Origin of the sequence: Bradyrhizobium sp., assembly GCF_030646015.1 — a bacterium.
GTDB lineage: Bacteria > Pseudomonadota > Alphaproteobacteria > Rhizobiales > Xanthobacteraceae > Bradyrhizobium.
In genome coordinates this window covers 41,599-64,373 of the sequence record NZ_JAUSLT010000031.1, presented here as the reverse complement: position 1 = coordinate 64,373, position 22,775 = coordinate 41,599, and the positions used below count along the sequence as shown (strand labels likewise).

19 protein-coding genes and 2 pseudogenes are annotated in these 22,775 nt (G+C 63.2%); 10 read left to right on the top strand and 11 right to left on the bottom strand.

The genetic code is table 11. The features are described from left to right. The 3 genes and pseudogenes from Q7T45_RS04010 to Q7T45_RS04000 all read right to left on the bottom strand — a co-directional run. Window positions 1–166: pseudogene (locus Q7T45_RS04010) on the bottom strand (hydroxymethylglutaryl-CoA lyase); the annotation flags it as partial. A gap of 7 nt (window positions 167–173) precedes the next feature. Further along, complete coding sequence (locus Q7T45_RS04005; protein WP_304867871.1) at window positions 174–2,192, bottom strand: acetyl-CoA carboxylase biotin carboxylase subunit; 2,019 nt, start codon at window positions 2,190–2,192, stop codon at window positions 174–176. Window positions 2,193–2,194: 2 nt separating this feature from the next. Further along, a complete protein-coding gene (locus Q7T45_RS04000; RefSeq protein WP_304867870.1) occupies window positions 2,195–3,799 on the bottom strand; it encodes a carboxyl transferase domain-containing protein in 1,605 nt (534 codons plus the stop codon). Window positions 3,800–4,214: 415 nt separating this feature from the next. Here Q7T45_RS04000 and Q7T45_RS03995 point away from each other — a divergent pair, with 415 nt between their 5' ends. Continuing rightward, entirely contained in the window at window positions 4,215–4,883 is a 669-nt protein-coding gene (locus Q7T45_RS03995; RefSeq protein ID WP_304867868.1) for a TetR/AcrR family transcriptional regulator, read from the top strand. Between the two features lie 61 nt (window positions 4,884–4,944). Here Q7T45_RS03995 and Q7T45_RS03990 read toward each other — a convergent pair whose 3' ends face one another. Continuing rightward, window positions 4,945–5,250 (bottom strand): ETC complex I subunit, encoded by a 306-nt coding sequence (locus Q7T45_RS03990; protein ID WP_304742332.1) that lies wholly within the window; start codon window positions 5,248–5,250, stop codon window positions 4,945–4,947. 233 nt (window positions 5,251–5,483) lie between these two features. On the opposite strand from Q7T45_RS03990, the gene Q7T45_RS03985 reads away from it, so the two are divergent. Continuing rightward, window positions 5,484–6,635 (top strand): OpgC domain-containing protein, encoded by a 1,152-nt coding sequence (locus Q7T45_RS03985; protein WP_304867866.1) that lies wholly within the window; start codon window positions 5,484–5,486, stop codon window positions 6,633–6,635. 65 nt (window positions 6,636–6,700) lie between these two features. Here Q7T45_RS03985 and Q7T45_RS03980 read toward each other — a convergent pair whose 3' ends face one another. Further along, complete coding sequence (locus Q7T45_RS03980) at window positions 6,701–8,512, bottom strand: carbamoyltransferase C-terminal domain-containing protein (protein WP_304867863.1); 1,812 nt, start codon at window positions 8,510–8,512, stop codon at window positions 6,701–6,703. A gap of 974 nt (window positions 8,513–9,486) precedes the next feature. Here Q7T45_RS03980 and Q7T45_RS03975 point away from each other — a divergent pair. The 7 genes and pseudogenes from Q7T45_RS03975 to Q7T45_RS03945 all read left to right on the top strand — a co-directional run bounded on the left by Q7T45_RS03975 (window position 9,487) and on the right by Q7T45_RS03945 (window position 15,544). After that, a complete protein-coding gene (locus tag Q7T45_RS03975) occupies window positions 9,487–10,314 on the top strand; it encodes a universal stress protein (RefSeq protein WP_304867861.1) in 828 nt (275 codons plus the stop codon). 181 nt (window positions 10,315–10,495) lie between these two features. Next, complete coding sequence (locus Q7T45_RS03970; RefSeq protein ID WP_304867859.1) at window positions 10,496–11,116, top strand: hypothetical protein; 621 nt, start codon at window positions 10,496–10,498, stop codon at window positions 11,114–11,116. After that, window positions 11,106–11,795: pseudogene (locus Q7T45_RS03965) on the top strand (methyl-accepting chemotaxis protein); the annotation flags it as partial. The gene Q7T45_RS03970 and the pseudogene Q7T45_RS03965, both read left to right, overlap by 11 nt. 288 nt (window positions 11,796–12,083) lie before the next feature. Continuing rightward, on the top strand, window positions 12,084–12,497 hold the full coding sequence (locus Q7T45_RS03960; RefSeq protein ID WP_304867857.1) for a translational machinery protein: 414 nt from the start codon (window positions 12,084–12,086) through the stop codon (window positions 12,495–12,497). A 130-nt stretch (window positions 12,498–12,627) separates the two neighbouring features. Beyond that, window positions 12,628–13,614 carry an efflux RND transporter periplasmic adaptor subunit gene (locus Q7T45_RS03955; protein ID WP_304867855.1) on the top strand — a complete coding sequence of 329 codons (987 nt, stop codon included), beginning with the start codon at window positions 12,628–12,630 and terminating at the stop codon, window positions 13,612–13,614. Then, window positions 13,611–14,846, top strand: coding sequence for an ABC transporter permease (locus tag Q7T45_RS03950; RefSeq protein ID WP_304867853.1), 1,236 nt, complete (start codon window positions 13,611–13,613; stop codon window positions 14,844–14,846). The genes Q7T45_RS03955 and Q7T45_RS03950 overlap by 4 nt, the downstream gene beginning before the upstream one ends. Beyond that, entirely contained in the window at window positions 14,843–15,544 is a 702-nt protein-coding gene (locus tag Q7T45_RS03945) for an ABC transporter ATP-binding protein (RefSeq protein WP_304867851.1), read from the top strand. Before Q7T45_RS03950 ends, Q7T45_RS03945 begins: the two co-directional genes overlap by 4 nt. Window positions 15,545–15,557: 13 nt before the next feature. On the opposite strand, the gene Q7T45_RS03940 is transcribed toward Q7T45_RS03945, so the two are convergent. The 4 genes from Q7T45_RS03940 to ftsH all read right to left on the bottom strand — a co-directional run bounded on the left by Q7T45_RS03940 (window position 15,558) and on the right by ftsH (window position 20,929). Next, the gene (locus Q7T45_RS03940; RefSeq protein ID WP_304867849.1) at window positions 15,558–15,761 is read right to left on the bottom strand and encodes a hypothetical protein; all 204 of its coding nucleotides are present in this window, start codon (window positions 15,759–15,761) and stop codon (window positions 15,558–15,560) included. Window positions 15,762–15,789: 28 nt separating this feature from the next. Further along, window positions 15,790–16,410, bottom strand: a complete 621-nt coding sequence (locus tag Q7T45_RS03935; protein WP_370691203.1) for a host attachment protein — start codon at window positions 16,408–16,410, stop codon at window positions 15,790–15,792. Window positions 16,411–16,435: 25 nt separating this feature from the next. Further along, window positions 16,436–19,012, bottom strand: coding sequence for a magnesium-translocating P-type ATPase (mgtA, locus tag Q7T45_RS03930; protein ID WP_304867847.1), 2,577 nt, complete (start codon window positions 19,010–19,012; stop codon window positions 16,436–16,438). A gap of 72 nt (window positions 19,013–19,084) precedes the next feature. Beyond that, on the bottom strand, window positions 19,085–20,929 hold the full coding sequence (gene ftsH / locus Q7T45_RS03925) for an ATP-dependent zinc metalloprotease FtsH (RefSeq protein WP_304867845.1): 1,845 nt from the start codon (window positions 20,927–20,929) through the stop codon (window positions 19,085–19,087). A gap of 190 nt (window positions 20,930–21,119) precedes the next feature. Between ftsH and Q7T45_RS03920 the strand changes: the two genes are divergently transcribed. Then, the gene (locus Q7T45_RS03920) at window positions 21,120–21,335 is read left to right on the top strand and encodes a ChaB family protein (protein ID WP_304867843.1); all 216 of its coding nucleotides are present in this window, start codon (window positions 21,120–21,122) and stop codon (window positions 21,333–21,335) included. Window positions 21,336–21,350: 15 nt separating this feature from the next. On the opposite strand, the gene Q7T45_RS03915 is transcribed toward Q7T45_RS03920, so the two are convergent. Next, the gene (locus Q7T45_RS03915; RefSeq protein ID WP_304867886.1) at window positions 21,351–22,013 is read right to left on the bottom strand and encodes a phosphoribosyltransferase; all 663 of its coding nucleotides are present in this window, start codon (window positions 22,011–22,013) and stop codon (window positions 21,351–21,353) included. Then, window positions 22,013–22,723: a dienelactone hydrolase family protein gene (locus Q7T45_RS03910; protein ID WP_304867841.1), complete on the bottom strand. Its 711-nt coding sequence runs from the start codon at window positions 22,721–22,723 to the stop codon at window positions 22,013–22,015. The genes Q7T45_RS03915 and Q7T45_RS03910 overlap by 1 nt, the downstream gene beginning before the upstream one ends. Window positions 22,724–22,775 lie beyond the last annotated feature (52 nt).

Below are 22,775 nucleotides of genomic sequence, written 5' to 3'. Positions count from 1 at the left end.
GTGGGATCGCCTTCGGCGACACGAAGGCGCCGACCTCGATGGTATGCAGCCCGGCGCCGAGCAGCGCCTCGATGAAGGCGATGCGGCCCTCGACCCCGACAGGCGTCTTCTCGTTCTGCAGGCCGTCGCGGGGACCGACTTCGACGATGCGGACGGAATCGCTCATGCTGAACTCACGCGGCGCTCGGCTCGACCACGGCGAGTTCGACGCCCTCGCCGACGATATCGCCGACCTTGCATTTGATCGCGCTCAGCACGCCCGCAAAGGGCGCGCGCAAGGTCTGCTCCATCTTCATCACTTCCAGTGTGAGAATGGGCGCGCCTTTTTCCAGCGTGGCGCCGACTTCCGCCAGCAACGCCACCACGGTGCCCGGCAGGGGTGCCACGATCTTGTCCTCGCCGACCTGTTCTTCAGTCTCGCCGCCGAACGGATCGACCCAATGCAGGTCGAAGCGACCGTTGCGGGTGCGCAGATAGAGTTCATGGCCTTCGATCACGGCGACGACATGGGATTTGATGCCGTGCAGCCTGAGCTGGAAACCGCCGGAAGCCTCGGGCGCGGTGGTGAAGGCCAGTTCGCGCTCGCCGATCGACAGCGTCGCCGGACCGTTGCCGTAGATCAGACTGACCTTGTGTTCGCCGCCCTGCCCGTGCCGGAACGTGAACACCCGCCGCCGCCGGCCGACCGGCATCCAGCCCGCCGTGCGCCACGGCGAATGCGCCTCCGCGCCGGCGCGCTGTGTTTCCTCGCCAAGGATGGCGACGACAGCCGCGCAGAGCTCAAGATCGTGCGGAACCGGTGCATCCGGCGTCAGGTTCTTCAATTCGCGTTCGATGAAGCCGGTATCGATGGTATTGGCGCGCACTTGCGGATGCGTCACCAGCGCCGACAGGAAGGGAATGTTGCTGACGATGCCGCGGACATCGGTCTCCTCGAGGCCGCGGTTGAGCCGATCGATGGCCTCGTCGCGGGTCGGCGCCCAGGCAATCACCTTGGCCAGCATGGCGTCGTAGTGCGGCGAGACCGCGTCGCCCGCGCGATAGCCCGCATCAATGCGCAGGCCGTTCACTTCGGCCGGCGTGTGCCATGTCCTGATGCGGCCGACCGACGGCATGAAATTCTTGTGCGGATTCTCGGCATAGACCCGCGCCTCGATGGCGTGGCCGTTGAGCGTGATCTGATCCTGCGTCAGCGGCAGCTTTTCGCCGAATGCCACCCGCAACTGCCATTCAACGAGATCGATACCCGTGATCAATTCGGTGACGGGATGCTCGACCTGCAGCCGGGTGTTCATCTCGATGAAGAACACATCCTTGCCGTCGGACACGAATTCGATGGTGCCGGCGCCGACGTAATTGACCGCCCCGGCGGCCTTTCGCGCGGCGGCGCAGACGGTCTCGCGCTGGGCCGCATTCAGCGTCGGCGACGGCGCTTCCTCGATCACCTTCTGATGCCGCCGCTGCAGCGTGCATTCGCGCTCGAACAGCGACAGCAGATTGCCGTGGCTGTCGCCGATGATCTGCACCTCGATGTGGCGCGGATTCTGGACGAATTTCTCGATCAGCATGCGGTCGTCGCCGAACGCGGCCTTGGCCTCACGCCTGGCGCTGACGAGAGCAGCCGCAAGCTCACCGGCCGCGCGCACCACCCGCATGCCGCGACCGCCGCCGCCGGCGGAAGCCTTGACCAGCACCGGGTAGCCGGCCTTCTCGGCCGCCGCAGCCAGCGTCGCGTCGTCCTGGGCCTCGCCGTGATAGCCGGGCACCAGCGGCACGCCGGCTTCCTCCATCAGCATCTTCGAACCCGACTTCGACCCCATCAACCGGATCATCGCGGCGGTCGGGCCGACAAACACCAGGCCTGCGTCGAGGCAGGCCTGCGCGAATTCGGCGCTCTCGGACAAGAATCCGTAGCCGGGATGCACGGCTTCGGCGCCGGTCTGCCGCGCCACTTCGATCACGCGCTCGATGTTGAGATAGCTGTCGCGCGCGCGCGCCGGACCGAGCAACACGGCCTCATCCGCCATCGCGACATGCATGGAACCGGCGTCGGCCTCGGAATAGACCGCGACCGTGCGCAGGCCCATGGCTCTTGCGGTGCGGATCACGCGGCAGGCGATCTCGCCGCGGTTGGCGATCAGGAGGGTGTGAAATCGCCGGTATTGGACTTGAATTCTTGCCTGGCCCTTCATCATCACATCCTGAACAGGCCGAAACGGGTCGGCTCGATCGGCGCGTTGGCCGACGCCGATAGCCCCAGGCCGAGCACCAGCCTGGTATCGGCGGGATCGATCACGCCGTCATCCCAGAGCCGCGCGGTGGCATAATAGGGGCTGCCCTGGCTCTCATATTGGGCGCGAATGGGCGCACGAAACTTGTCGTCTTCCTCGGCCGACCATGTCTCGCCTTTGGCCTCGATGCCGTCGCGCCGCACCTGGGCCAGCACCATGGAAGCCTGTTCGCCGCCCATCACGGAGATGCGGGCGTTCGGCCACATCCAGAGGAAACGCGGGCTGTAGGCGCGGCCGCACATGCCGTAATTGCCGGCGCCGTAGGAGCCGCCGATCACGACGGTGAATTTCGGCACGCCGGCGGTGGCCACCGCCGTCACCAGCTTGGCGCCGTCGCGGGCGAGGCCGCCGGCCTCATATTTCTTGCCGACCATGAAGCCGGTGATGTTCTGCAGGAACACCAGCGGGATATTGCGCTGGCAGCACAGTTCGATGAAATGCGCGCCCTTCAGCGAACTCTCGCTGAACAGGATGCCGTTATTGGCGATGATGCCGACTGGATAGCCCCAGATATGAGCAAAACCGCAGATCAGGGTCTGGCCGTACAATTTCTTGAATTCGTCGAATTCGGAGCCGTCGACCAGCCGCGCGATGATGTCATGGACGTCGAACGGCTTGCGGCCGTCGGCGGAGACCACGCCATAGATTTCATCGGGCGCAAACAGCGGCTCGCGCGGTTCGCGCATGTTCAGGCTGGCGCGGACCGGCGGCTTCAGCGTGGCGACGATGCGCCGGGCAATGCCGATGGCGTGGCTGTCGTTCTGCGCGTAATGATCGGTGACGCCGGATTGCCGCGAGTGCACGTCGGCGCCGCCGAGTTCTTCCGCCGTCACCACCTCGCCGGTCGCGGCCTTCACCAGTGGCGGCCCGCCGAGGAAGATGGTGCCCTGGTTGCGCACGATGATGCTCTCGTCCGACATGGCCGGGACATAGGCGCCGCCGGCGGTGCAGGAGCCCATCACGATGGCGATCTGCGGAATGCCCTGCGCCGACATCTGCGCCTGGTTGTAGAAGATGCGGCCGAAATGCCGCTCGTCGGGGAAGATCTCGTCCTGCATCGGCAGGAAGGCGCCACCGGAATCGACCATATAGACGCAAGGCAGATTGTTCTGCCGCGCGATATCCTGGGCGCGCAGATGCTTCTTCACCGTCATCGGATAATAGGTGCCGCCCTTGATGGTGGCATCGTTGGCGACGACGACGCATTCGCGCCCCGATATCCGCCCGACCCCGGTGATGACGCTGGCCGAATGCACATCGCCGCCATAGAGGCCGTGGGCCGCCAGCGGCGACAGCTCGAGAAACGCGGTGCCGGGATCGATCAAGAGGTCGACGCGTTCGCGGGCCAGCATCTTGCCGCGCGAGGTATGCCGGGCGCGCGAGACCTTGCCGCCGCCGCCGGCCACCTGGTCGAGTTTTCCGCGCAGCTCGGCGACCAGCGCGCGCATGGCCTCGGCATTGCGGGCAAAATCGGCGGATGTGGTATCGATCGTGGAATGAAGCGGCATGGTCGGCAATTTCTTCGGGTGCTGGAGAGCCGTTGGGATTGCTTCAAGAGGATGCGGCAGCCTGTACCATCTTTGCCTCGATGTGAAGCTCAAGCGGTCTTTTCGAACAGTTCCCGGTCGATCAGCCTGCGGCGGATTTCGCTGATCTCGCCGAACAGGTCTCGCGGACGGCGTCCGCGGTTTCGCCGCGATCGAAGCTGGGAAGCCGCGCCCGGTTCGAGACCATCATTCCTTCTCCCTCCGATGCCTTTCTAATTAAACGATCATACGTTTTTTTATTATCTCTGCAAGTGGAGCTGTCGATGTATCGAGCGGCGCGCATATACTATTGAAAATTCTACCATTTCATGCAAAATATATACGATCGCTTGCTCGTTTCCAGCTCACAGGCGGACGCCTATTCGCGAAAGAACCCATGGCGCGGACGATCGGTTCACACGGCCCCAAGACGATGGAGGCGATCCGCAAGGCGGGGCTGCGCCTCATCTTCGAGCACGGCTACGCGGCCATGAGTCTGCGACAGCTGGCGGCCGAGGTCGGGATCCAGTCGGGATCACTCTACAATCACATCAGCACCAAGCAGGAATTGCTGTTCGACCTGGTGCGGGATCACATCAACGAACTGCTTCGTCAACTCGATCGCGCCCTGCTCGGGAAACAGAACCCGGCCGACAAACTCCGGGCCTTCGTCGCGTTCCACGTCACCTACCATATGACGAAGAAGCACGAGGTCTTCATCGCCAATTCCGAGCTGCGAAGCCTGGAGCCGAAGAATTACGAGGCGATCGTGGCGCTGCGCGGCGCCTACGAGCGGCGACTGGCGGCCATTCTCGCCGAGGGCGTAGCGGAAGGCGAGTTCGAGGTCGTGGACATCCAGGTGGCTACCTTTGCGATCCTCGCCCTTCTGACCGGCATCTGCACATGGTACCGGCCCGGAGGGCGCCTCACCAAACAGGCGATCGTGGCAGCCCACGAGAAGCTCGTGCTATCGAGCGTTGCCCCCGGCCCGGCGCCCGACCGGACCAACATCAAACGCGCCCCCTCGCGGAGCATCGCGGCGCGTGGCAGGCCGGAGCGCCGATGAGGGCGCCCATGACGGAACGTCAGCCGCACGCGCCATCGACAATCAGGAAACGTGCCAGGCCCTAATGGGTCCAGGGTTCGCCGCGCCGGAAGGCGAAATTGTCGGCATAGGCGGCCTGGCGGCGTGCCGGCTCTTTCGGCTCGATCACCTGGTAGGGAATGCCCTCGCGCTCGCAATAGGCGACGGCGTCCTCCCTGGTGTCGAATCGGATCGTAAGCTGCTGCTTCATGTCGCCGGAAGAGGTCCAGCCCATCAAGGGCTCGATTGCCCGCGGCTGCTCCGGCTCATAATCCAGCTGCCAGTCCCTGGTCTTGGCGGTCCCCGATTGCATCGCGTTTTTGGCGGGCTTGAAGATGCGTGCGGTCATGGATGTCAGGGCCCCGTGAGATCTGCGGCATGGAAGCGCGTGGTAGAAGCGGCCGGGATAGTATAGAAACACCTTTCGGGAATTTGATCGGTGATTCCCGGCCCCGGATGTTACATTTTCTGCCACCGGTATAGTCATTATGCTGCGCTGTGACAATCTTGGCCAACTGCGCGGCTGAAGCCCCCTCGCCTGCGGTCCGACATCGTCGAAAGCATCACTTCGAAACGGCACCCATGAAAATCAACGCAACACTGCCCGAAAAGGGACGCGATCTCCGGCTCGACCTGTTTCGCGGCGTCGCAAACTGGGCGATCTACCTGGATCACATCCCCGACAACGTCGTGAACTGGATCACCACCCGGAACTACGGTTTCAGCGATGCCGCGGATCTGTTCGTCTTTATTTCGGGATACACCGCCTCCTTCGTCTACGCCCGGATGATGCTAGAACGCGGCTTTATCGTCGGCGCCACCCGCCTCACCAAGCGCGTCTGGCAGCTTTACGTCGCTCATGTCTTCCTGTTCGTCATCTACATCGTCGCGATCGGCTATGTCGCGCTGCGCTTCAGCGATGCGGAGATCATCAACGAGTTCAATCTGGCGGGCCTCGCCGGCGACCAGGCGATCGAAACCCTGCGCCAGGGCCTGCTGCTCAAGTTCAAGCCGGTCAATCTGGACGTGCTGCCGCTTTACATCGTGCTGATGGGATTGTTTCCGCCGGTGCTGTGGCTGATGCTGCGCCAGCCCGACCTGACCATGGTGGCGTCGATCGTGCTGTGGCTGCTCTCCCGGCAATTCGGCTGGAACCTGTCGGCCTATCCGGCCGGGGCCTGGTACTTCAACCCGTTCTGCTGGCAGGTGCTGTTCGTGTTCGGCTCATGGTGCGCGCTCGGCGGCGCCAAGCGGGCGCGATGGATTGTCGATCTGCCCATCACCCTGTATCTCTGCATCGCCTATCTCGTCTTTGCGATGGTCATGACAATGGCCGCCAAGTTTCCGGATTTCGGCGCGCTGCTCCCGCACTGGCTCTACGAGACCTTCAAGCACAACGACAAGACCTTCCTCGCTCCCTACCGCTTCCTGCATTTCGTGGTGATCGTGATCATGGTGATCCGCTTCGTGCCGAAGGACTGGCCGGGGCTGGAGTGGAGAGTGTTCGATCCGCTCGTGGTCTGCGGCCAGCAATCGCTCGCGGTGTTCTGCGTCGGCGTCTTCCTGTCCTTCGTCGGTCACTTCGAACTGATGATGAGCTCGGGCTCGCTGCTCGCACAGATTTTCGTCAGCGTGTCCGGGATCGCGATCATGACGCTGGTCGCCTACTACATCTCCTGGTCGAAGCGGCAGGACAAGCCACTGCCCAAGCCGGCGGCGGCCAAGGCTTCCTGATGCGGGCTACGTGATATCAGGCTGATTTCGGCTGCCGGCTGCGCGCCATCAGGCGCCGCGGCCGGTCAGCCCGACCGTGTGCCCCACCTCACCATGTTCGCGACATCGGCGTAACCCTCGACCAGCGGCCCGAAGACCCTGTGCAGCGCGTTTTTCGACACCAGCGTGTCGTGCAGGACCAGGTGGTCGATCCCCGTCATCAGGAAGCAGATCACGGCGTCGCGTGGCGTCTCCACGATCGGTTCGCCCTTGACGTTGAACGACGTGTTGATCAGCACGGGAACGCCGGTCAGCGCCTCGAACTCCTTCAGCAGGCGATACAGCACCGGATTGGTTTGCTCGCGGACGGTTTGAACGCGCGCCGTGCCGTCGACATGAACGATCGCCGGAATCCGGTCGCGCCATTCCGGGCGGACGCTCTTGGCGATCAGCATGAACGGAGAGTCCTCCTCGCCTTCGAAGATCTCCCTCGCCCGCTCGGCGAGCACGATCGGCGCGAACGGACGGAACGGCTGGCGGTGCTTGACGCGGCTGTTGAGGATATCCTTCATCTCCGGCTTGCGCGGGTCGGCCAGCAGGCTGCGATTGCCGAGCGCACGCGGCCCGAACTCCGAGCCGCCCTGAAACCAGCCGATTACCTTCTGGTCGGCGAGCAGTTTCGCGGTGTCGCGGCAGATATTGTCGCTGCGCACCGCTGTTGTCTGAATGCGGACCAGGAATTTCTGCGTGGCCTTTTCGATGTCCTGATCGGGATAGACCTTGCCGACATAGGAATGATCCATCACGAACGAGCGGCGCTGCTTCAGGATTTCCAGCCAGCCGTAATAGGCGCAGCCAATCGCAATGCCGTCGTCGCCGGCGGCCGGCTGGATCCAGACGTTTTCAAAACCCGCCTCCCGCGCCACCCGGCCATTGGCCACGCAGTTCAGCGCGACACCGCCGGCGATGGTAAGGTTTTTGGCGCCGGTGGTTTCGCGCAGCCAGCGGGCGCGGGCGAGCAGCACGTTTTCGGTATCGTCCTGAACCCGCCAGGCGAGATCCTCCCAATGCGACATCGACGGGCTGGTTTCCCATTTTTCGCCCCCGTCGATGATATAGGGATGGTTGAACTCCGTGGTCCAGTGCGGAACGTGCAAGGTGCCGTCGGTGAGCTCCAGCAGGTGCCTCACCTTCTCCTTCCTGCCGTAGGGCGCCAGCCCCATCAATTCGCCGCACTTGTTCCAGTCGCCGAAGATGTAGCTCGAGGCCCGGCTGTAAAGCGCGCCGAGGCCGGGCATGTTGTAGAACTCGTCGCTCAGAAAGCCGCGATCGGGCTCCATCCAGACCTTCTTCAGGCACTCCAGTTTCGTCCCGGAAAACTTGTAATAGCTCTCGGACTCGCGGGCGAGTGGGGTGGCGGCGTCGGCGGCCGGATAGGGTTCCATGACGTCGGATCGATAGCTGCCGACGCCATCGACGATCATCACCACGCCTTCCTCGAACGGCGAGACGGCAAACGCGCTGTAGGCGTGCGCCAGATGGTGGGAGATCGACACCACCTTATCGGACTTTGACAAGTAAAGCGGGTGCTTGGGCGCCTCGGGGCGCTCATACTCGGGGAGGAAACCCGGCATGTCCTGGTAGACCAGCCGTTCCTCCATGTCCGGAACCGGAAGGATGTAGCAGTTGCGGACGATCAGATCGACGTCATCGAGCGTGATGCCTTCGGCATCCAGGCAATAGTCGATCACCTCCCTGTAGAACCCGGAAGCGTGCTTTTCCCGGGTGATTCGCTCCTTGGCGATCGCGAACGCGATGGCGCCGTCGCGCAGCAGGCAGGCACTCACATCATGGTCGTAAGTATTCAGGCCGAGAACGTAGGTGTGTTGTTTGGGCATCGGCACTCTTTGAGATGTGGGATTTGATCGGGATCAATGGCGGGATGCGGTAACGAATCTCGGGCTTGCAGAGCATGCTTTGGCAGAACGCGGGTAGAACGAGGTGCGCGATTGGCAGAACTACAATTGGTGCGTGCGCACTCCGAAGGCGAAAATCACGCACCGCACAATATCCAAGGGCGGCGATCGGGTGTTTAGACTCCTGTTCATCTTGCGTCGACAGACAGTATGACTTGACCTCGCAGGCGCTTCCCCATAGCATTCCTGTAGGACGTTCGAAAAAATTTTTGCAAGTCCCCTCTTTTCGTGGCCTGTTCGGATGAGACAGGCCGAAATTTTATCTTGGTTTGGAATGACCCGGGAGATGTCAAATGGCTAAACGCTACAACATCCTTACCCGCTGCCTCGCTGGGGCTGCGCTTGTGTTCATCTACATGGTCAGCGTTGTGGGCACCTCGGGTCTCTTCCTGGCGGCGTCCACGACGTCGGCGGAAGCCCAATGGGGCCGCGGTCGCGGCAGGGGCCGAGGCAGAGGCGTGGTCGTCCGTGGCCGAGGTCGCGGCAGAGGCTGGGGGGGTCCCGTCTTCATCGCTCCGCCGGTCATCGTGAGAGGCAGAGGCAGAGGCAGAGGCAGAGGTCGCGGCAGAGGTCGCGGCTGGTGATCTGCCAGTCTTGATGGCGGCTTGAATAAGCGTATTCGCTACGCTGATCGGATTGAGGAATCAGGTGTGTCGGTCAACCGACGCACCTGATTTTTTTTATCGGATAGTGTTCGCCGATAACCCAAACGGACTTCATCAGGAATCGTGGCTGCTCAACGATACTGGTGCTGGACTTCTTGACGGGAGCTGGTCCCTTCACGTTTGAACGATGTCAAGCGCTCGAAGATCATGAGATAGATCAAAACGCTTCGGGCGTATGCGGGCATGATTCACTTTCGTGAAGTCGGCCCCGCAACCCGTGAGCGTTCCATCATGCTGAACGATATCGCTGTTTTCCTTCCCGTCGACCGGCCTGCCGGCCCCCTGATCGATTGCGCCGCTGCGGTCGCCGGCCTGTTCGAGGCTCATCTCGATGGCATCGCCTGCGCCTATCAGGCAATCAATCCCATGATCGCCTTCGAGGCCTCCGCCGTCGTCATGGCGACTCAATACGACAGCGGCCTGGAACAGGCCGCCGCCGTGCTCGACCAGTTCGAGATCACGACAAGACGCCTCAATATCCCGCACGATGCCAGGAGCACGTTCAACGTTTCCTATGCCGCGACCCGCACCGTGACGGAGATGTCGCGGCTTTATGATCTGAACATCGTCGCGCAGCCGGACAGTTCCAACCCCAGCCAGACCGATTTCCTGTCCGAGGCGGTGCTGTTCGGCTCCGGGCGGCCGGTGCTGATGATTCCCTACATCAACCGCGGTACCTTCAGGACGGACCGCGTATTGATCTGCTGGGACGGCAAGGCGCAGGCGGCGCGCGCCGTCCACAACGCAGCCCCCTTCCTTCGCAAGGCCAAAGCCATCGATGTCGTTGCTATCAACGAGCACGAAGATGCTGCCGGCGCAGCATCGCTGTCGGCCCTGATCGCCCATCTCGCCCGGCGCGATCTGCCAGTAACCCCTCACCGGCTGACGGCCGATGCCTCAAACATTCACAATACCATCCTGTCGCTGGCTGCCGACAACGACAGCGATCTGATCGTGATGGGCGGCTACGGCCATTCCAGACTTCGGGAATTCATCCTGGGCGGAGTGACGCGCGGCATGTTCGAGACACTCACTGTCCCCACATTGTTTTCGCACTGAGTTGGCGGCGGCAGTGCGGCTGAACAGGTGACATTAGACGGCCATGGATCCCCGTAAAATTACGGGGTAACGGCTCGTGCCGGGTCGAAAAATGACCGTTCCGGTGCAATTAAGCGCGTTGTAACCCGTTCGCGCGATGATAGCAGGCGGATTCTGGCTATCGGCAACGCGGAACACACTGATGAGCATCGAGACGACGACAGGCCGATCCCGCGGGCTCAGCCTGAAGGCCACGCTCGCGATGGTGGTTGCGACGCTTGCCATCCTCATCCTGGTTGCCTGCAGCATCGCGGGCGCGGACGCTTGGCGTGGCTACGTTGGGGCCGGACGCGTCGCCGAGGTGAACGCGAATACCGATCTGCTTCTCAAGGGCCTCGAAAGCATTCAGCTCGAGCGCGGCCAGACCAACACTGCCCTGCAGGCACCAGCTCCTGTCACCGCCCAGGTCCGGGACGTCATCGCCAAGCGCCGGGCGGAGGGCGATCCGCCGCTGTCGAAAGCGCTGGACCGGATCGCCACCAGCGGGATTTCGGGCGGCGATCGGCTGATCGCCGATGTCCGGCAGGCCTATGATCGCAACATCAGCGCCGACGGCGCGCCCAGGCTTGTTGCTGCGGTCACCGACGCCGAACGTGGCTTTGTTCAGAACCTGCAGACTCACATTGACGCGATCACCAAGGCCGGCGTCGCCGGCAGCCCTTACCCGATGTCGGTCCAGCAATGGTTCGAGGTCTCGAATCCGGCGTTGGAGCTGATCGTTCGCATCAAGGATGCCGCCGTCGAGGTCACCTGCCGCGCATGATACCTCCATCAACGTGCAGACCGTAGCCGCGGCTACCGAGCAGCTTTCGGCGTCTGTCGCCGAGATCGGCCGCCAGGTGACGCACTCGGCGAACATTGCCGCCAAGGCGGTCGAGGAAGCAAGCCAGACCAACGCCGATGTGGAGAGCCTTGCCACGATGACCGGAAAGATCGGCGACGTCATGAAGCTCATCAATGATATCGCCACGCAGACCAATCTGCTGGCGCTGAATGCCACCATCGAGGCGGCCCGGGCCGGGGAAGCCGGCAAGGGCTTTGCCGTGGTCGCTTCGGAGGTAAAAACCCTGGCCAACCAGACATCAAAGGCCACCGAGGAAATCTCCAGCCAGATCGCGGCCATCCAGGGCGCCACTCACAAATCGGTGGAGGCTATCGCGGGCATTGGAAAGACCATCGGCGAGATCAGCCATGTGGCAGCCGCGATCTCGGCGGCGGTTGAACAACAGCGGGCGGCGACGCAGGCGATCGCCCGCAACGTGCAACAGGCCGCCACCGGAACGCAGGAGGTATCGGACAACGTCGTGGGGGTTACCCGGGCCGCGTCCGAGACAGGCGAGGCCGCAACGCAGGTCGAGGCGGCCGCCAGCACGTTGTCATCGGAGTCACAGCGGCTACGCGAGCACGTCGGCGCCTTTCTCGCCCAGGTCCGCGCGGCTTGATGGGGCAGCGGTCCAAGGGGCATCGTTTCCGCCCGTAAGAGGGCCTGCCGACGGCGAGGCCCCCGGCCCTGCGCTTGATCCATCGCAACAGTGCCACGGAACCCGGGTGTCGGCGCGAGCCTGCGCATTTCTGGTGCACAGATCCCGACCTGCTTCGGTTGACCTGAATCAATCGGCCAATAGGCCATTGCGGTAATCATTTTTGGAGATGCGCGGCTGCCTCCGCGCATCAAGCCACGACTTCAAAAACGACCGGCGGAGCGCTGCCGATCGACAAAGGATACAAACATGCCGACCCACTTCCATGCCATCGTCTGGATCGATCACTCGCAGGCCAAGGTGTTCCACGTCGGACGATCGGGCGACGATGAGATCGTCATGCACCCGCATTTGCCCACGAAGCACCTCCACCACAAGGCCGGCTCGATCGGCAGCGGTCATGCCGCGCCCGACAAGGAGTTCCTGGCCCAGGTGATGAACGCCGTCAGCGACGCCGGCGAAATCCTGATCATCGGCCCCGCCAGCGCCAAGACCGAGTTCGCCAAATATCTCCGCGAGCAACATTCCAAAATCGGCGATCGCATCGTCGCCGTCGAGGCCGCCGATCACCCCAGCGATCGCGAGATCGTCGCCTATGCCAAGCAATATTTCAAAATCGCTCCTGTCAGGACGGCTTCGGCCGGCGGGTCGGGCCGTGGCTGACGCCTCCCCGATCCAGGATCGGTTCTAGTCGATCATGGACATGAGGGTTGCGCCAGCAGAACCGACGGACGCCGCAACCCGGCCAGCGGCGGACCATCGGTGGCCATATGCATGGAAGCTGCTCGCGGCAGTGCTGCTGGTAGCCGCGCTGGCGGCAACGGCGTGGTGGCTGTCGCGAGGGCCGGTCATTACCGTCGCCCGGATCGCACGCGGCGCCGCCGCGGAAATCGTCTATGCCACCGGCTCGGTCGAGCCCGAAACCTGGTCGCGTTCGACGCCGCTGGTACGCGGTCGCATTATCGAGCGTTGCCGGTGCGAGGGCAAAAGCGTCAAGAAGGGCGATGTTCTGGCGCGCCTCGATGACAAGGAGGCGCTGGCCACGCTGAACGATCTGCGCGCGCTGGAGGAATTCCAGCGCCGGGAATTCGACCGTCAGTCGCAATTGCTGGCGCGCGGGGTCGCGACCTCGCAGGCCTATCAGCGCGCCGAGAGCGACCTTGCGCGGATTCAGGCGCAGATCGCAGCCCAGGCCCAGCGGCTGGAATATTTCAAGCTGGTCTCGCCGATGGACGGCACCGTTCTCAAGGAAGACGGCGAAGTCGGCGACATGGTCGACCCCGGCACGATTCTCTACCGTATCGGCCTGGAAAAGCCGTTATGGGTCGTCGCCGACGTCAACGAGGAAGACATCCCCCGCGTCAAGGTCGGCCAGAAGGCGCTATTGCGCACCGACGCGTTCATCAACCAGGTGCTGCCGGGAGTGGTCAAGCAGATCACGCCGGCCGGCGATCCCGTCTCCAAGACCTTTCGCGTGCGGATCGGTTTGCCCGATGACACCCCATTGCGGGTGGGCATGAGCGTCGAGGCCAATATTGTCAGCCGCGAGAAGCAGGACGTGCTTCTGGTTCCTGCCAACGCCGTGATCAACAACAGCCTGATGACAGTCGAAAACAATCGCGCCCGGCTGCGCAAGGTCGAGACTGGCATTCGCGGCACCGGCATGGTGGAGATCGTCGGCGGCGCCAGCGAGGGCGAACTGGTCGCCGCTCCCGCCACCACCGATATCAAGGCTGGATCGCGGGTGCGCCCGGTGCTCGCGGAACCGGCCGTGCCGTGAACCTGATCCTGACCATAGCCTGGACCCATGTCCGCCACCGCGCCCGCCAGACGCTGGTGGCGATCGCCGGCGTCATGACCGGTGTCGGATTCTCCATCATGATGGCGGCGATGATGGAGGGGTCACAGGACGATTTCATCAGGACCCTGGTCGACGCGCTGCCGCATATCTCCATCACCGATGAACTGCGCGAGCCGACGCGGCAGCCGGCCGATATCGCCTATGCCGCCGCCGAGTTCCATGGCCTGACGCCTGATGTCCGTCGCCCCGGCATCAAGAATCCGATGGCCACCATCGCGTCGCTGCAAACCTGGGTGCCCGGGGCGCTGACCCCGTCGGTGCAGTCGAAGGCGGTACTACGGTTCGCTGGACGCAACCTGACCACCTCGATCATCGGCATCGATCCCCGCACCGAGGCCGACGTCTCCAATCTCGCGACCCACATGAAACAGGGAACGCTGAACTCGCTGTATCGCGCCTCCAACGCCATCCTGCTCGGCGACCGCCTCGCCAACAAGATCGGCGCGCGGGTCAACTCCAATATCACGCTGGCCTCCGCCGAAGGCGCCAGCATGAACGCCACCGTCGTCGGCACCTTCCATACCGGTTTCCGCATGACCGACGAGACCACCGGCTATGTCCTGCTCAAGACCGCGCAGGTCCTGGAAAGGCAGACCGGCATCGTCAACGAGATCCGCGTCCGCACCCGCGACCCCATGGCGGCCCGCCTGATCTCGGAGCGGATCGGCGAACAGACCGGCTACAAGTCGATCTCCTGGCAGGAGGCGCAGGAGGATCTGCTGTCGGCGATCACGCTGCGCAACGTGCTGATGTACACCATCGTCGGCGCGATCCTGCTGGTCGCCTCCTTCGGCACCTACAACATCATTTCCACCATCACCCATGAGAAGACCCGCGACATCGCCATCCTGAAATCGCTGGGGTTCAGCGAACGGACCATCCGGACGGTCTTCATTGTCGAGGCGCTGTTGGTCGGTTTCGTCGGCGCGGTGCTGGGCTGGGTCTTCGGCTACCTGCTGACCCGAGGGCTGGCGTCGCTGGAATTCAAGACGCCGTTCTCCGACAACAACCACCTGCCGGTGCTGTATTCGGTCAACCACTACCTGCTCGCCACCGGCGTCGCCTTGCTGTCGAGCCTGGTGGCTGGCTATTTCCCGGCCCGATCGGCGGCGCGCCTGCACCCGGTCGATATCATCCGGGGCGCGACATGAGTGCGGCCCTGATCGAGGCGCGCGGCGTCACAAAAATTCTCGGCGGGATCGTGCCGGTCACGCTGGTGCAGGACATCAATCTCGCCATCATGCCGCGCGAGTTCATCGCCATCACCGGACCTTCCGGTTCCGGCAAGTCGTCGTTGCTGTACCTGCTGGGGCTCCTGGATCTTCCGACATCGGGCGAAGTGCTAATCGACGGCCAATCCACCGCCGCGATGACCGAGGAAGAACGCGCGAGAGTGCGGCTCACCCGGCTCGGCTTCGTGTTCCAGTTTCACTTTCTGCTGCCGGAATTCTCGATCACCGAAAATGTCGCCTTGCCGATGCGCGCGCTGGGCAGATTGTCGCCCCGCGCTATCACCGCCCGGGCCGAAGAACTGCTGGATTCGTTCGGGCTCGGCGCTCACAGGCAAAAAACCCCGGATCAATTGTCCGGCGGCCAGCGCCAGCGCGTGGCGGTGGCGCGGGCGCTGGCCAACGATCCCCCGGTCATTCTCGCGGACGAACCGACCGGAAGCCTCGATTCCGTTTCCACCGCGCAGGTGTTCGGTATCCTGCGCGATCTGGTGGCGCTGCGCGGCAAGACCGTGGTCGCCGTCACCCATGACCTCAATCTGGCATCGCAAATGCATCGCCGGATTCACGTCGTCGACGGCCGGCTGGCGAATGACGAAACAGCCGCCGCGTCGGCATGATCGATGTCGTCCCTCACTCCTCGAACACCGGCGGGTCCGGCCGCTCATGCGGCTTTGCGCCCTCGACCGGCTCGTTGTGATCTGTGGGGACCGCGCGCTCGACGTCGACCTGCTCGCTTTCGATCAGGCGCCGTGCCTCGTCGAGCTGTTCCGAGGGCGTACTTTTTCGCGGGGGCGACGCCGCCCCCGCCTCCTCGTTCCGGTTTGAGTCTCGCATATGCTCCTCCGCCAGGCCGCGCAATGACTCAGTGCGAACCGGAATCGCCGGTCAGATGCTTCTCGATTTCCCAGACCGGCTGCTTGGTCAGGTCCTTGTTGATCTCCGCAATAATGCAGGCCTTTACATCGGAATGGAAGGCGTCGCGCAGCTCGGCGAGGGTCCTTGGCGGAGCCACCACGACCAGGGCCTGCACCTTCCGTTCGCGGATCACCTGTTCCAACGCGGCGGCGACCTTTCGGGCGAAATGATGCTCCTCGATGTCATGCCAGTCGGTGGGTTCGACGGCGCTGCGCTGACCTGTCTGCGATCCCTTGCTGACCCGGCCAGGCCGTTCGGTGCCTTGCTCATGGCTGGATGGATTCTCTTCCTCGAAGACCTTCTCGGTCTTGAGATTCGGAAACTTCTCGTCGCCGTCATTACGCAGGAACAGGGCTTTGCGGCCGTCGCCGACGAACACGAAGGCATTATGCGGGATCTTGAGCTTGTTCATTGTGATCCTCGTATCGATCGGTTTTGTCGCACGACAAGAACTCTTTGTTTGCAACGCTATGCCCTTTGCCGGCATGCCGATTTGATCGACATCAAGCAGCCCCAGGCGTACCGCGCCGGAAATCGCCGCTTCCGCGGACGAGCTTTGCTGCTGCACGACCGGCCGAGAAAGGAAAGCGCCGTCATCTCCCCGCCGGCACCCCCATGTTCCGAATGGGCCTGCGCCGATAGAACCAGATTTTGGCGCCCTCCGTTGCAGCAACGTAGCCAGCAACGATCGCAATTGCCGTGGCCATTTCGAACCCCGAGAGCGGCACGAAGCCAAACATCGCGCTCAGCGGGCCGAGGAACGGAATCGCGAGGGTCGCGCCGGCAACGGCAAGCGTGGTCCAGAACAACAGGGGAGCGGGACGGCTTCGAAAGGCGGACCTGTGCGTCCGCAGGACGAGCAGGACGGCGAGTTCCGTCAACAGCGAGACGATGAACCAGAACGTTTGAAACGTGGCCTGATCGGCATGGAAGACCAGCAGCAGCACCGCGAATGTCAGGATGTCGAACGCCGAGCTGATCAGCCCAAAGACCACCATGAAACGCTGGATCTCCTTGATATTCCAGCGTTGGGGGCGACGGACACGGTCGCGATCGACGTTGTCGCTCGAGATCGCGATCGACGGCAGGTCGGATAGAAAATTGTTCAGCAGGATCTGCTTGGCGGCCAGCGGCAGGAACGGCAGCAGCGGCGCCGCCAGCGCCATGCTCAGCATGTTTCCGAAGTTCGCGCTGGTGGTTATCGAAATGTATTTGAGCGTATTGGCGAAGGTCCGCCTTCCATCCTCGACCCCAGTGCGCAGGACGTCGAGATCCCGGCTCAGCAGGATGATGTCGGCACTCTCGCGCGCGACGTCGACGGCTTCCTCGACCGAGATGCCGACGTCGGCTGCATGCAGGGCGGGCGCGTCGTTGATACCGTCTCCGAGATATCCGACCGAGTGCCCTGTCTTCTGCAAGGCGCGGACAATCCGCTCCTTCTGCTGCGGATCGATTTCGACGAACAGATCGGTGCGTGGCGCGAGGTGCGACAGCGCCTCGTCGGTCAGTTTTTCCAGGTCGCCGCCGGTGAGGATCGACTTGCCATTGAGGCCGACGGCGGTCGCCAGGTGGGCCGTCACATGGCGGTTGTCTCCACTGATGACCTTGATGCGGATGCCGAGCCGACCGAGATCTTCGATCGTGCGTTGCGCTTCCACCTTGGGCGGATCCAGAAAGACGAGAAACCCGCGAAACGTCATGGCCTGTTCATCGTCGCGAGCATAGCGCTGCTTGGCCGCGCCCCTGCGAGTCGCGACAGCCAGCACCCGGAACCCCTCGGCCCCCTTGGCCTGGAAGACCGCATCGAGTTGAGCGCGCAACTCGCTCGTAAGCGGGATATCGACGGCACCGCGCTGCAGCGAGGAGCAGCTGTCGAGCACGTTCGAGAATGCGCCCTTGGTGACGATCAGGTGCTGCGTCGGACTGCCGTCTTCCGCGACGACGATGGTGAGTCGACGGCGGAGGAAATCGTAAGGGATCTCGTCGATCTTCGTAAAGCCGTGCGTCGTCAGGCCCGCCGATTTCCCTGCGGCTATGATCGCCGCGTCGAGCGGATTGTCGATACCGGTCTCGAATGCGGCATTGAGAAACGCCAGCTGGCCAACTTCCTGCGATGATCGATTCTCTGTGTCGAGGACGCCATGGAGAACGATGCTGCCCTCGGTCAGCGTCCCGGTCTTGTCGGTACACAGAATATCCATGCTGCCGAGGTTCTCGATGGCCTCGAGACGGCGAACGATGACGCCGCGCCGGCTCATGGCTCGGGCGCCGGCGGACAGGGTCACGCTGACGATCGCCGGCAACAGCTCGGGCGACAGGCCGACCGCGAGCGCGACGGCAAACAGCAGGGACTCGATCACCGGGCGACCGAGCAGCAAATTGACGGTCAGGACGAACAGGACGATGACGACCATCGCGCGGATCAGAAGGTAGCCAAATTGCCGCACGCCGCGCCCGAAATCGGTCTCGGGCTCACGGGCTCCGAGCTGCGCCACGATCTTGCCGAACGCGGTTCGGTGACCGGTCTCGACAACCAGGACTTTTGCCGTTCCGCTCCGGACCGAAGCGCCGAGAAAGACGGTGTTGGTCCGAGCCGAGAGCGCCGCCTCCGAGTCGATGATACCGGGCTGCTTTTCCACGGGAAACGATTCGCCCGTCATGCTGGCCTCGATGACCAGGAAATCTTCCGCCTCGATTACCAGTCCATCCGCGGGAATCAGATTGCCCGCCGACAGCAGGATGAGGTCGCCGGGCACGACAGTGCTCACGGGCACGACCAGTTCGACGCCGCCCCGCATCACACGGCATGTCAGCGCCAACCGGTGTTTCAGTTCTTCGACCGCTTTCGATGCCCTGTATTCCTGAAAAAAGCCGAGCAGCGTGCTTCCGATCACGATCGCAAGAATGATGGCCGAGTCTACCCATTGCTGCAGCACCAGCGAGATGACCGCGGCGAAGATGAGAATGAGGACGAGCGGGCTCTCGAATTGCCGCAGCATCAAGCGAAGTGCGTTCAGCTGCGATGCTTCTTCAACGCTGTTGCGCCCAACCAGGCGAAGCCTCGCGCCGGCCGCCTCCGGCGAAAGGCCGCCAGGGCTCGACCCTAAGGCGGCGCTCAGCGCGTCGGCATCCTGGCTCCAATACGGGACATCAGGGACAGGACTATCCATACGTCGTACTTCCCAGCGCGGATGGAAGCCGACAGGACGGGCAAATCCTGTATGCCCACGGTCCGCAGCGCATCAGACCGGCGCCTGCACGACATCGGGGGCGACAGCCGGGCGCAGCGGCGCGAACTCCTCCGCGGTCAGCGTCTCCCGGGCGATCAGGAGTTCAACGCCGGCGTCGAGATCGCCGCGGCGTCTCTCGAGAATGGCTTGCGCGCAGGCGGAACCGGCCTCGATCAGATCGCGCACCGCCAGATCGATCTCGCGTCCGGTCGCCTCCGCAGCACTGACGACGGTGTCCTGCAGGGATGGCAGGAAGGTCTGGGGCCGCGGCGCATAGGTTCGTTGCCCGACCTTCTCGTCCATGCCGTATTTCGTCACCATCTCCACGGCAATTTCGGTTGCCCGCTGCAGATCATCAGCCGCACCCGTCGAGACGTCGCCGTCGAAGACCAGGCGCTCGGAGGCGCGGCCTCCCATCAGCACGGCGATGCGATTCTTGAGTTCGCTCGCCGATAGCAGAAACCGGTCTTCGGTCGGTCGCTGCATGGTGTAGCCAAGCGCGCCAACTCCGCGGGGAATGATCGAGACCTTTTGCACAGGATCGACACCCGGCAGGCTGGCCGCAACCAGGGCATGCCCCATCTCGTGATAAGCGACCCTGCGGCGCTCGTGCTTGCTGAGCACCCGGCTCTTCTTCTCGATCCCGGCAACGATCCGCTCGATCGCCACAGTGAAGTCGCCAAACGAAACCTCGTCGGCATTGCGCCTGGTGGCGGCGATGGCCGCCTCGTTAATCAGGTTGGCCAGATCGGCGCCGGTGAAACCGGTGGTGAGGGCTGCGATCTTGTCCAGATCGACATCGCCGCCGACCCGGATCTTGCGGATATGCACCTTCAGGATGTCGACGCGACCGCCCTTGTCGGGACGATCCACCAGCACCTGACGGTCGAACCGCCCTGCCCGCAGCAGCGCGGGATCGAGAATTTCCGGCCGGTTGGTGGCGGCCAGCAGGATGACCCCGGCCGAGGGATCGAAGCCGTCCAGTTCGGCGAGCAGTTGGTTCAGGGTCTGCTCCTTTTCATCGTAGCCGCCGAAAGCGCCGGGCGAGCGGCTGCGGCCGAGCGCATCGAGCTCATCGATGAAAATGATGCAGGGCGCCGCCTTGCGCGCCTGTTCGAACAGATCGCGGACCCGGGCGGCGCCGACGCCGACGAACATCTCCACGAACTCGGAGCCTGAGATGGAAAAGAATGCAACCCCGGCCTCGCCGGCCACGGCGCGGGCGAGCAAGGTCTTGCCGGTACCGGGCGGTCCCACCAACAGAATCCCCTTGGGCACGTGGGCGCCGAGCCGGCCGTAGCTCTTGGGGTCCTTGAGGAAGGATACGACTTCCTGCAGCTCGAACTTGGCCTCATCGACGCCGGCAACGTCGGCAAAGGTGACTTTGGTGTCCTTTTCGACATAGACCTTGGCCCGCGACTTTCCGATCGACATCAGTCCGCCGAAGCCCTGCCGATCCGCCAGCCGGCGTCCCAGGAACACCCAGATCAAATAGAACATCAGCCCGGGAACGATCCACGACAGAATGTTCTGGAACAACCCGCCCGATGGAACGCCGGTGACCACGATACCCTTGGCGGCGAGTTTCTCGGCCAGCGCCGCGTCGACCCGCGCCGTAATGAAGGCCGATTTGCCGCTTGGCAGCTTGTCCTTCAACTTGCCCTGGATGGTATCCTGGCCGACGGCAACCTCGGTGACATGCCCCTGGGCCACCAGCTGTTCGAACTCGCTGTAGGGAATGGTATCGACGGTATTGTAGGTCGCCAGAACCCATTGCAGCAGCAGCATGCCGATGCTGGCCGCGAAAATATAGCCGATGGCGACGGTCTGCTTTCGTGACGACGGGTCCGATTCCATTTTTCCTTTGTCTCCCGTCACTTCGAAATTCCACAACGGCATCCTGGCCGGACGAACGCCGACGGTGCCGACATAATTAGCAAGCGTCGAGTGCCGCCGCTTGCTCTGGATCAATTGACGTTGCTCGCGCGGGAGGTACGCAAGATTTGAGGTGTTTTGCCACCAGCCATCCAACGCGGAGGGCCGTCGGTTGCCCTACCAATCCGTCGAAGATCTTCCGTCGTCGATCCAGACCCATTTGCCGCGGCATGCGCAGGAGATCTATCTCGGCGCCTTCAACGGCGCCTGGACCCAGTACGCTGCTCGCGGCCCCGAGCAGCGCGAAAGCACCGCTCACCGCGTCGCCTGGGCGGCGGTGAAACGCAAGTACCGGAAATCCGGCGACCGCTGGATTCCCATCGATTGAGACCGATCGGCGCCGTCAGGCGATCGAAGTCTTTCCCTTGACTGGAAAGCGCTTCAGAATTCGCACGACCTCTTCATCGCTCACTTGCCGGAAATCCTGGTAGAAATAGCCGATCGCTCCAAAAGATTCCGGCGTCTCCAGGCAAATCAGGGCATCGACTTCGCCACGCAATCGCTCGATCGTATCGGGTGGCGCTACTGGAACGGCAAGCACCAATTCCTTCGGCTTGCGGTTGCGGATGGCCTTCAGCGCCGCCCGTGTCGTCGCGCCGGTTGCGATACCGTCGTCGACGACGATGGTCACCTGCCCCGTTATCGGCGCCCGGGTTCGCTCTCCCAAATAGAGCTTGCGCCGTCGCTCGATCTCCGCCAGTTCCTTTGCACACACCGCCTCGAATTCGTCGGCCGTCGTGCCTGAGAGTTCAATCACATCCTGATTGCGAACGATGATCGGCGCGGCGCCGTCGACCACGGCCCCCATCGCCAGCTCCGGTTGGGAGGGTACACCGATCTTGCGAACAAGGATCAGGTCGAGAGGCGCATCCAGCGCCTCGGCAACCTCGGCTGCGACGGGGACGCCGCCGCGCGGCAAGGCGAGAACGACGGCGTTACGCCCCTTGTAAGCCGAAAGCGCCATGGCCAATCGGCGGCCGGCATTCGATCTGTCCCGGAATGTCATCATCGACGTGCATCCGATTTGCGATTCTTGCCTGCCAGATGGCGTTCAAACCAGTCCGCGGCGAGTTCAATAACGGAGTCCAGCGCGCCGGCCTCCGGAAAAAGATGCGTTGCGCCCGGTACGATCTCGATAGCCTTCTCGCATTCGAGACGTTGCAGGGCCAACTGGTTGAGTTCAATCACGCCGAAATCCTCGCCGCCGACGATCAGGAGCGTCGGCGCCTTCACATCGGCCAGAATGTCGCCTGCAAGATCGGGGCGTCCGCCGCGCGAAACCACGGCGCCGATGCGGGCGCCGAGCACGCCCGCCGCCACCAGCGCCGCCGCTGCGCCCGTGCTGGCTCCGAATAATCCGAGCGGCAGATTGGTCACATCCGGCACGTCCTCAGTCCAGCGCACCGCCTGCGCGAGCCGCCGGGCCAGCAGCTTGATGTCGAACACATTCCGGCGGTCGCCCTCTTCGTCGGGCAACAGCAGGTCAAACAACAGCGTCGCTATCCCGCGGCGATTGAGCGCTTCCGCGACCTGGATGTTGCGCGGACTGAAACGGCTTGAGCCGCTGCCATGCGCGAAGATAACCAGGGCATGAGCTCCCGCCGGATGCTTCAAAGTGCCCGCCAGGCCAAGCGGCGGGATCTGGACATCCCGGGAGAAAGCGGGCGATTGCCCCCTTTTCTCATCGTCGCGGCTGAATGCCGGGGCTGGATGCACGGCCGGTTCACTCGGTTTAATTGGGAAATGCTATCTCCCAGCCCAGGACCGA

What these genes read in the sequence shown, in the direction of transcription:
- ftsH (WP_304867845.1), bottom strand. Translation starts at nt 20,929, where the DNA reads ATGGAATCGGACCCGTCGTCACGAAAGCAGACCGTCGCCATCGGCTAT.
- Q7T45_RS04005 (WP_304867871.1), bottom strand. Translation starts at nt 2,192, where the DNA reads ATGAAGGGCCAGGCAAGAATTCAAGTCCAATACCGGCGATTTCACACC.
- Q7T45_RS03990 (WP_304742332.1), bottom strand. Translation starts at nt 5,250, where the DNA reads ATGACCGCACGCATCTTCAAGCCCGCCAAAAACGCGATGCAATCGGGG.
- Q7T45_RS03940 (WP_304867849.1), bottom strand. Translation starts at nt 15,761, where the DNA reads ATGCGAGACTCAAACCGGAACGAGGAGGCGGGGGCGGCGTCGCCCCCG.
- Q7T45_RS03970 (WP_304867859.1), top strand. Translation starts at nt 10,496, where the DNA reads ATGAGCATCGAGACGACGACAGGCCGATCCCGCGGGCTCAGCCTGAAG.
- Q7T45_RS03995 (WP_304867868.1), top strand. Translation starts at nt 4,215, where the DNA reads ATGGCGCGGACGATCGGTTCACACGGCCCCAAGACGATGGAGGCGATC.
- Q7T45_RS03960 (WP_304867857.1), top strand. Translation starts at nt 12,084, where the DNA reads ATGCCGACCCACTTCCATGCCATCGTCTGGATCGATCACTCGCAGGCC.
- Q7T45_RS03945 (WP_304867851.1), top strand. Translation starts at nt 14,843, where the DNA reads ATGAGTGCGGCCCTGATCGAGGCGCGCGGCGTCACAAAAATTCTCGGC.
- mgtA (WP_304867847.1), bottom strand. Translation starts at nt 19,012, where the DNA reads ATGGATAGTCCTGTCCCTGATGTCCCGTATTGGAGCCAGGATGCCGAC.
- Q7T45_RS04000 (WP_304867870.1), bottom strand. Translation starts at nt 3,799, where the DNA reads ATGCCGCTTCATTCCACGATCGATACCACATCCGCCGATTTTGCCCGC.
- Q7T45_RS03915 (WP_304867886.1), bottom strand. Translation starts at nt 22,013, where the DNA reads ATGACATTCCGGGACAGATCGAATGCCGGCCGCCGATTGGCCATGGCG.
- Q7T45_RS03975 (WP_304867861.1), top strand. Translation starts at nt 9,487, where the DNA reads ATGCTGAACGATATCGCTGTTTTCCTTCCCGTCGACCGGCCTGCCGGC.
- Q7T45_RS03980 (WP_304867863.1), bottom strand. Translation starts at nt 8,512, where the DNA reads ATGCCCAAACAACACACCTACGTTCTCGGCCTGAATACTTACGACCAT.
- Q7T45_RS03985 (WP_304867866.1), top strand. Translation starts at nt 5,484, where the DNA reads ATGAAAATCAACGCAACACTGCCCGAAAAGGGACGCGATCTCCGGCTC.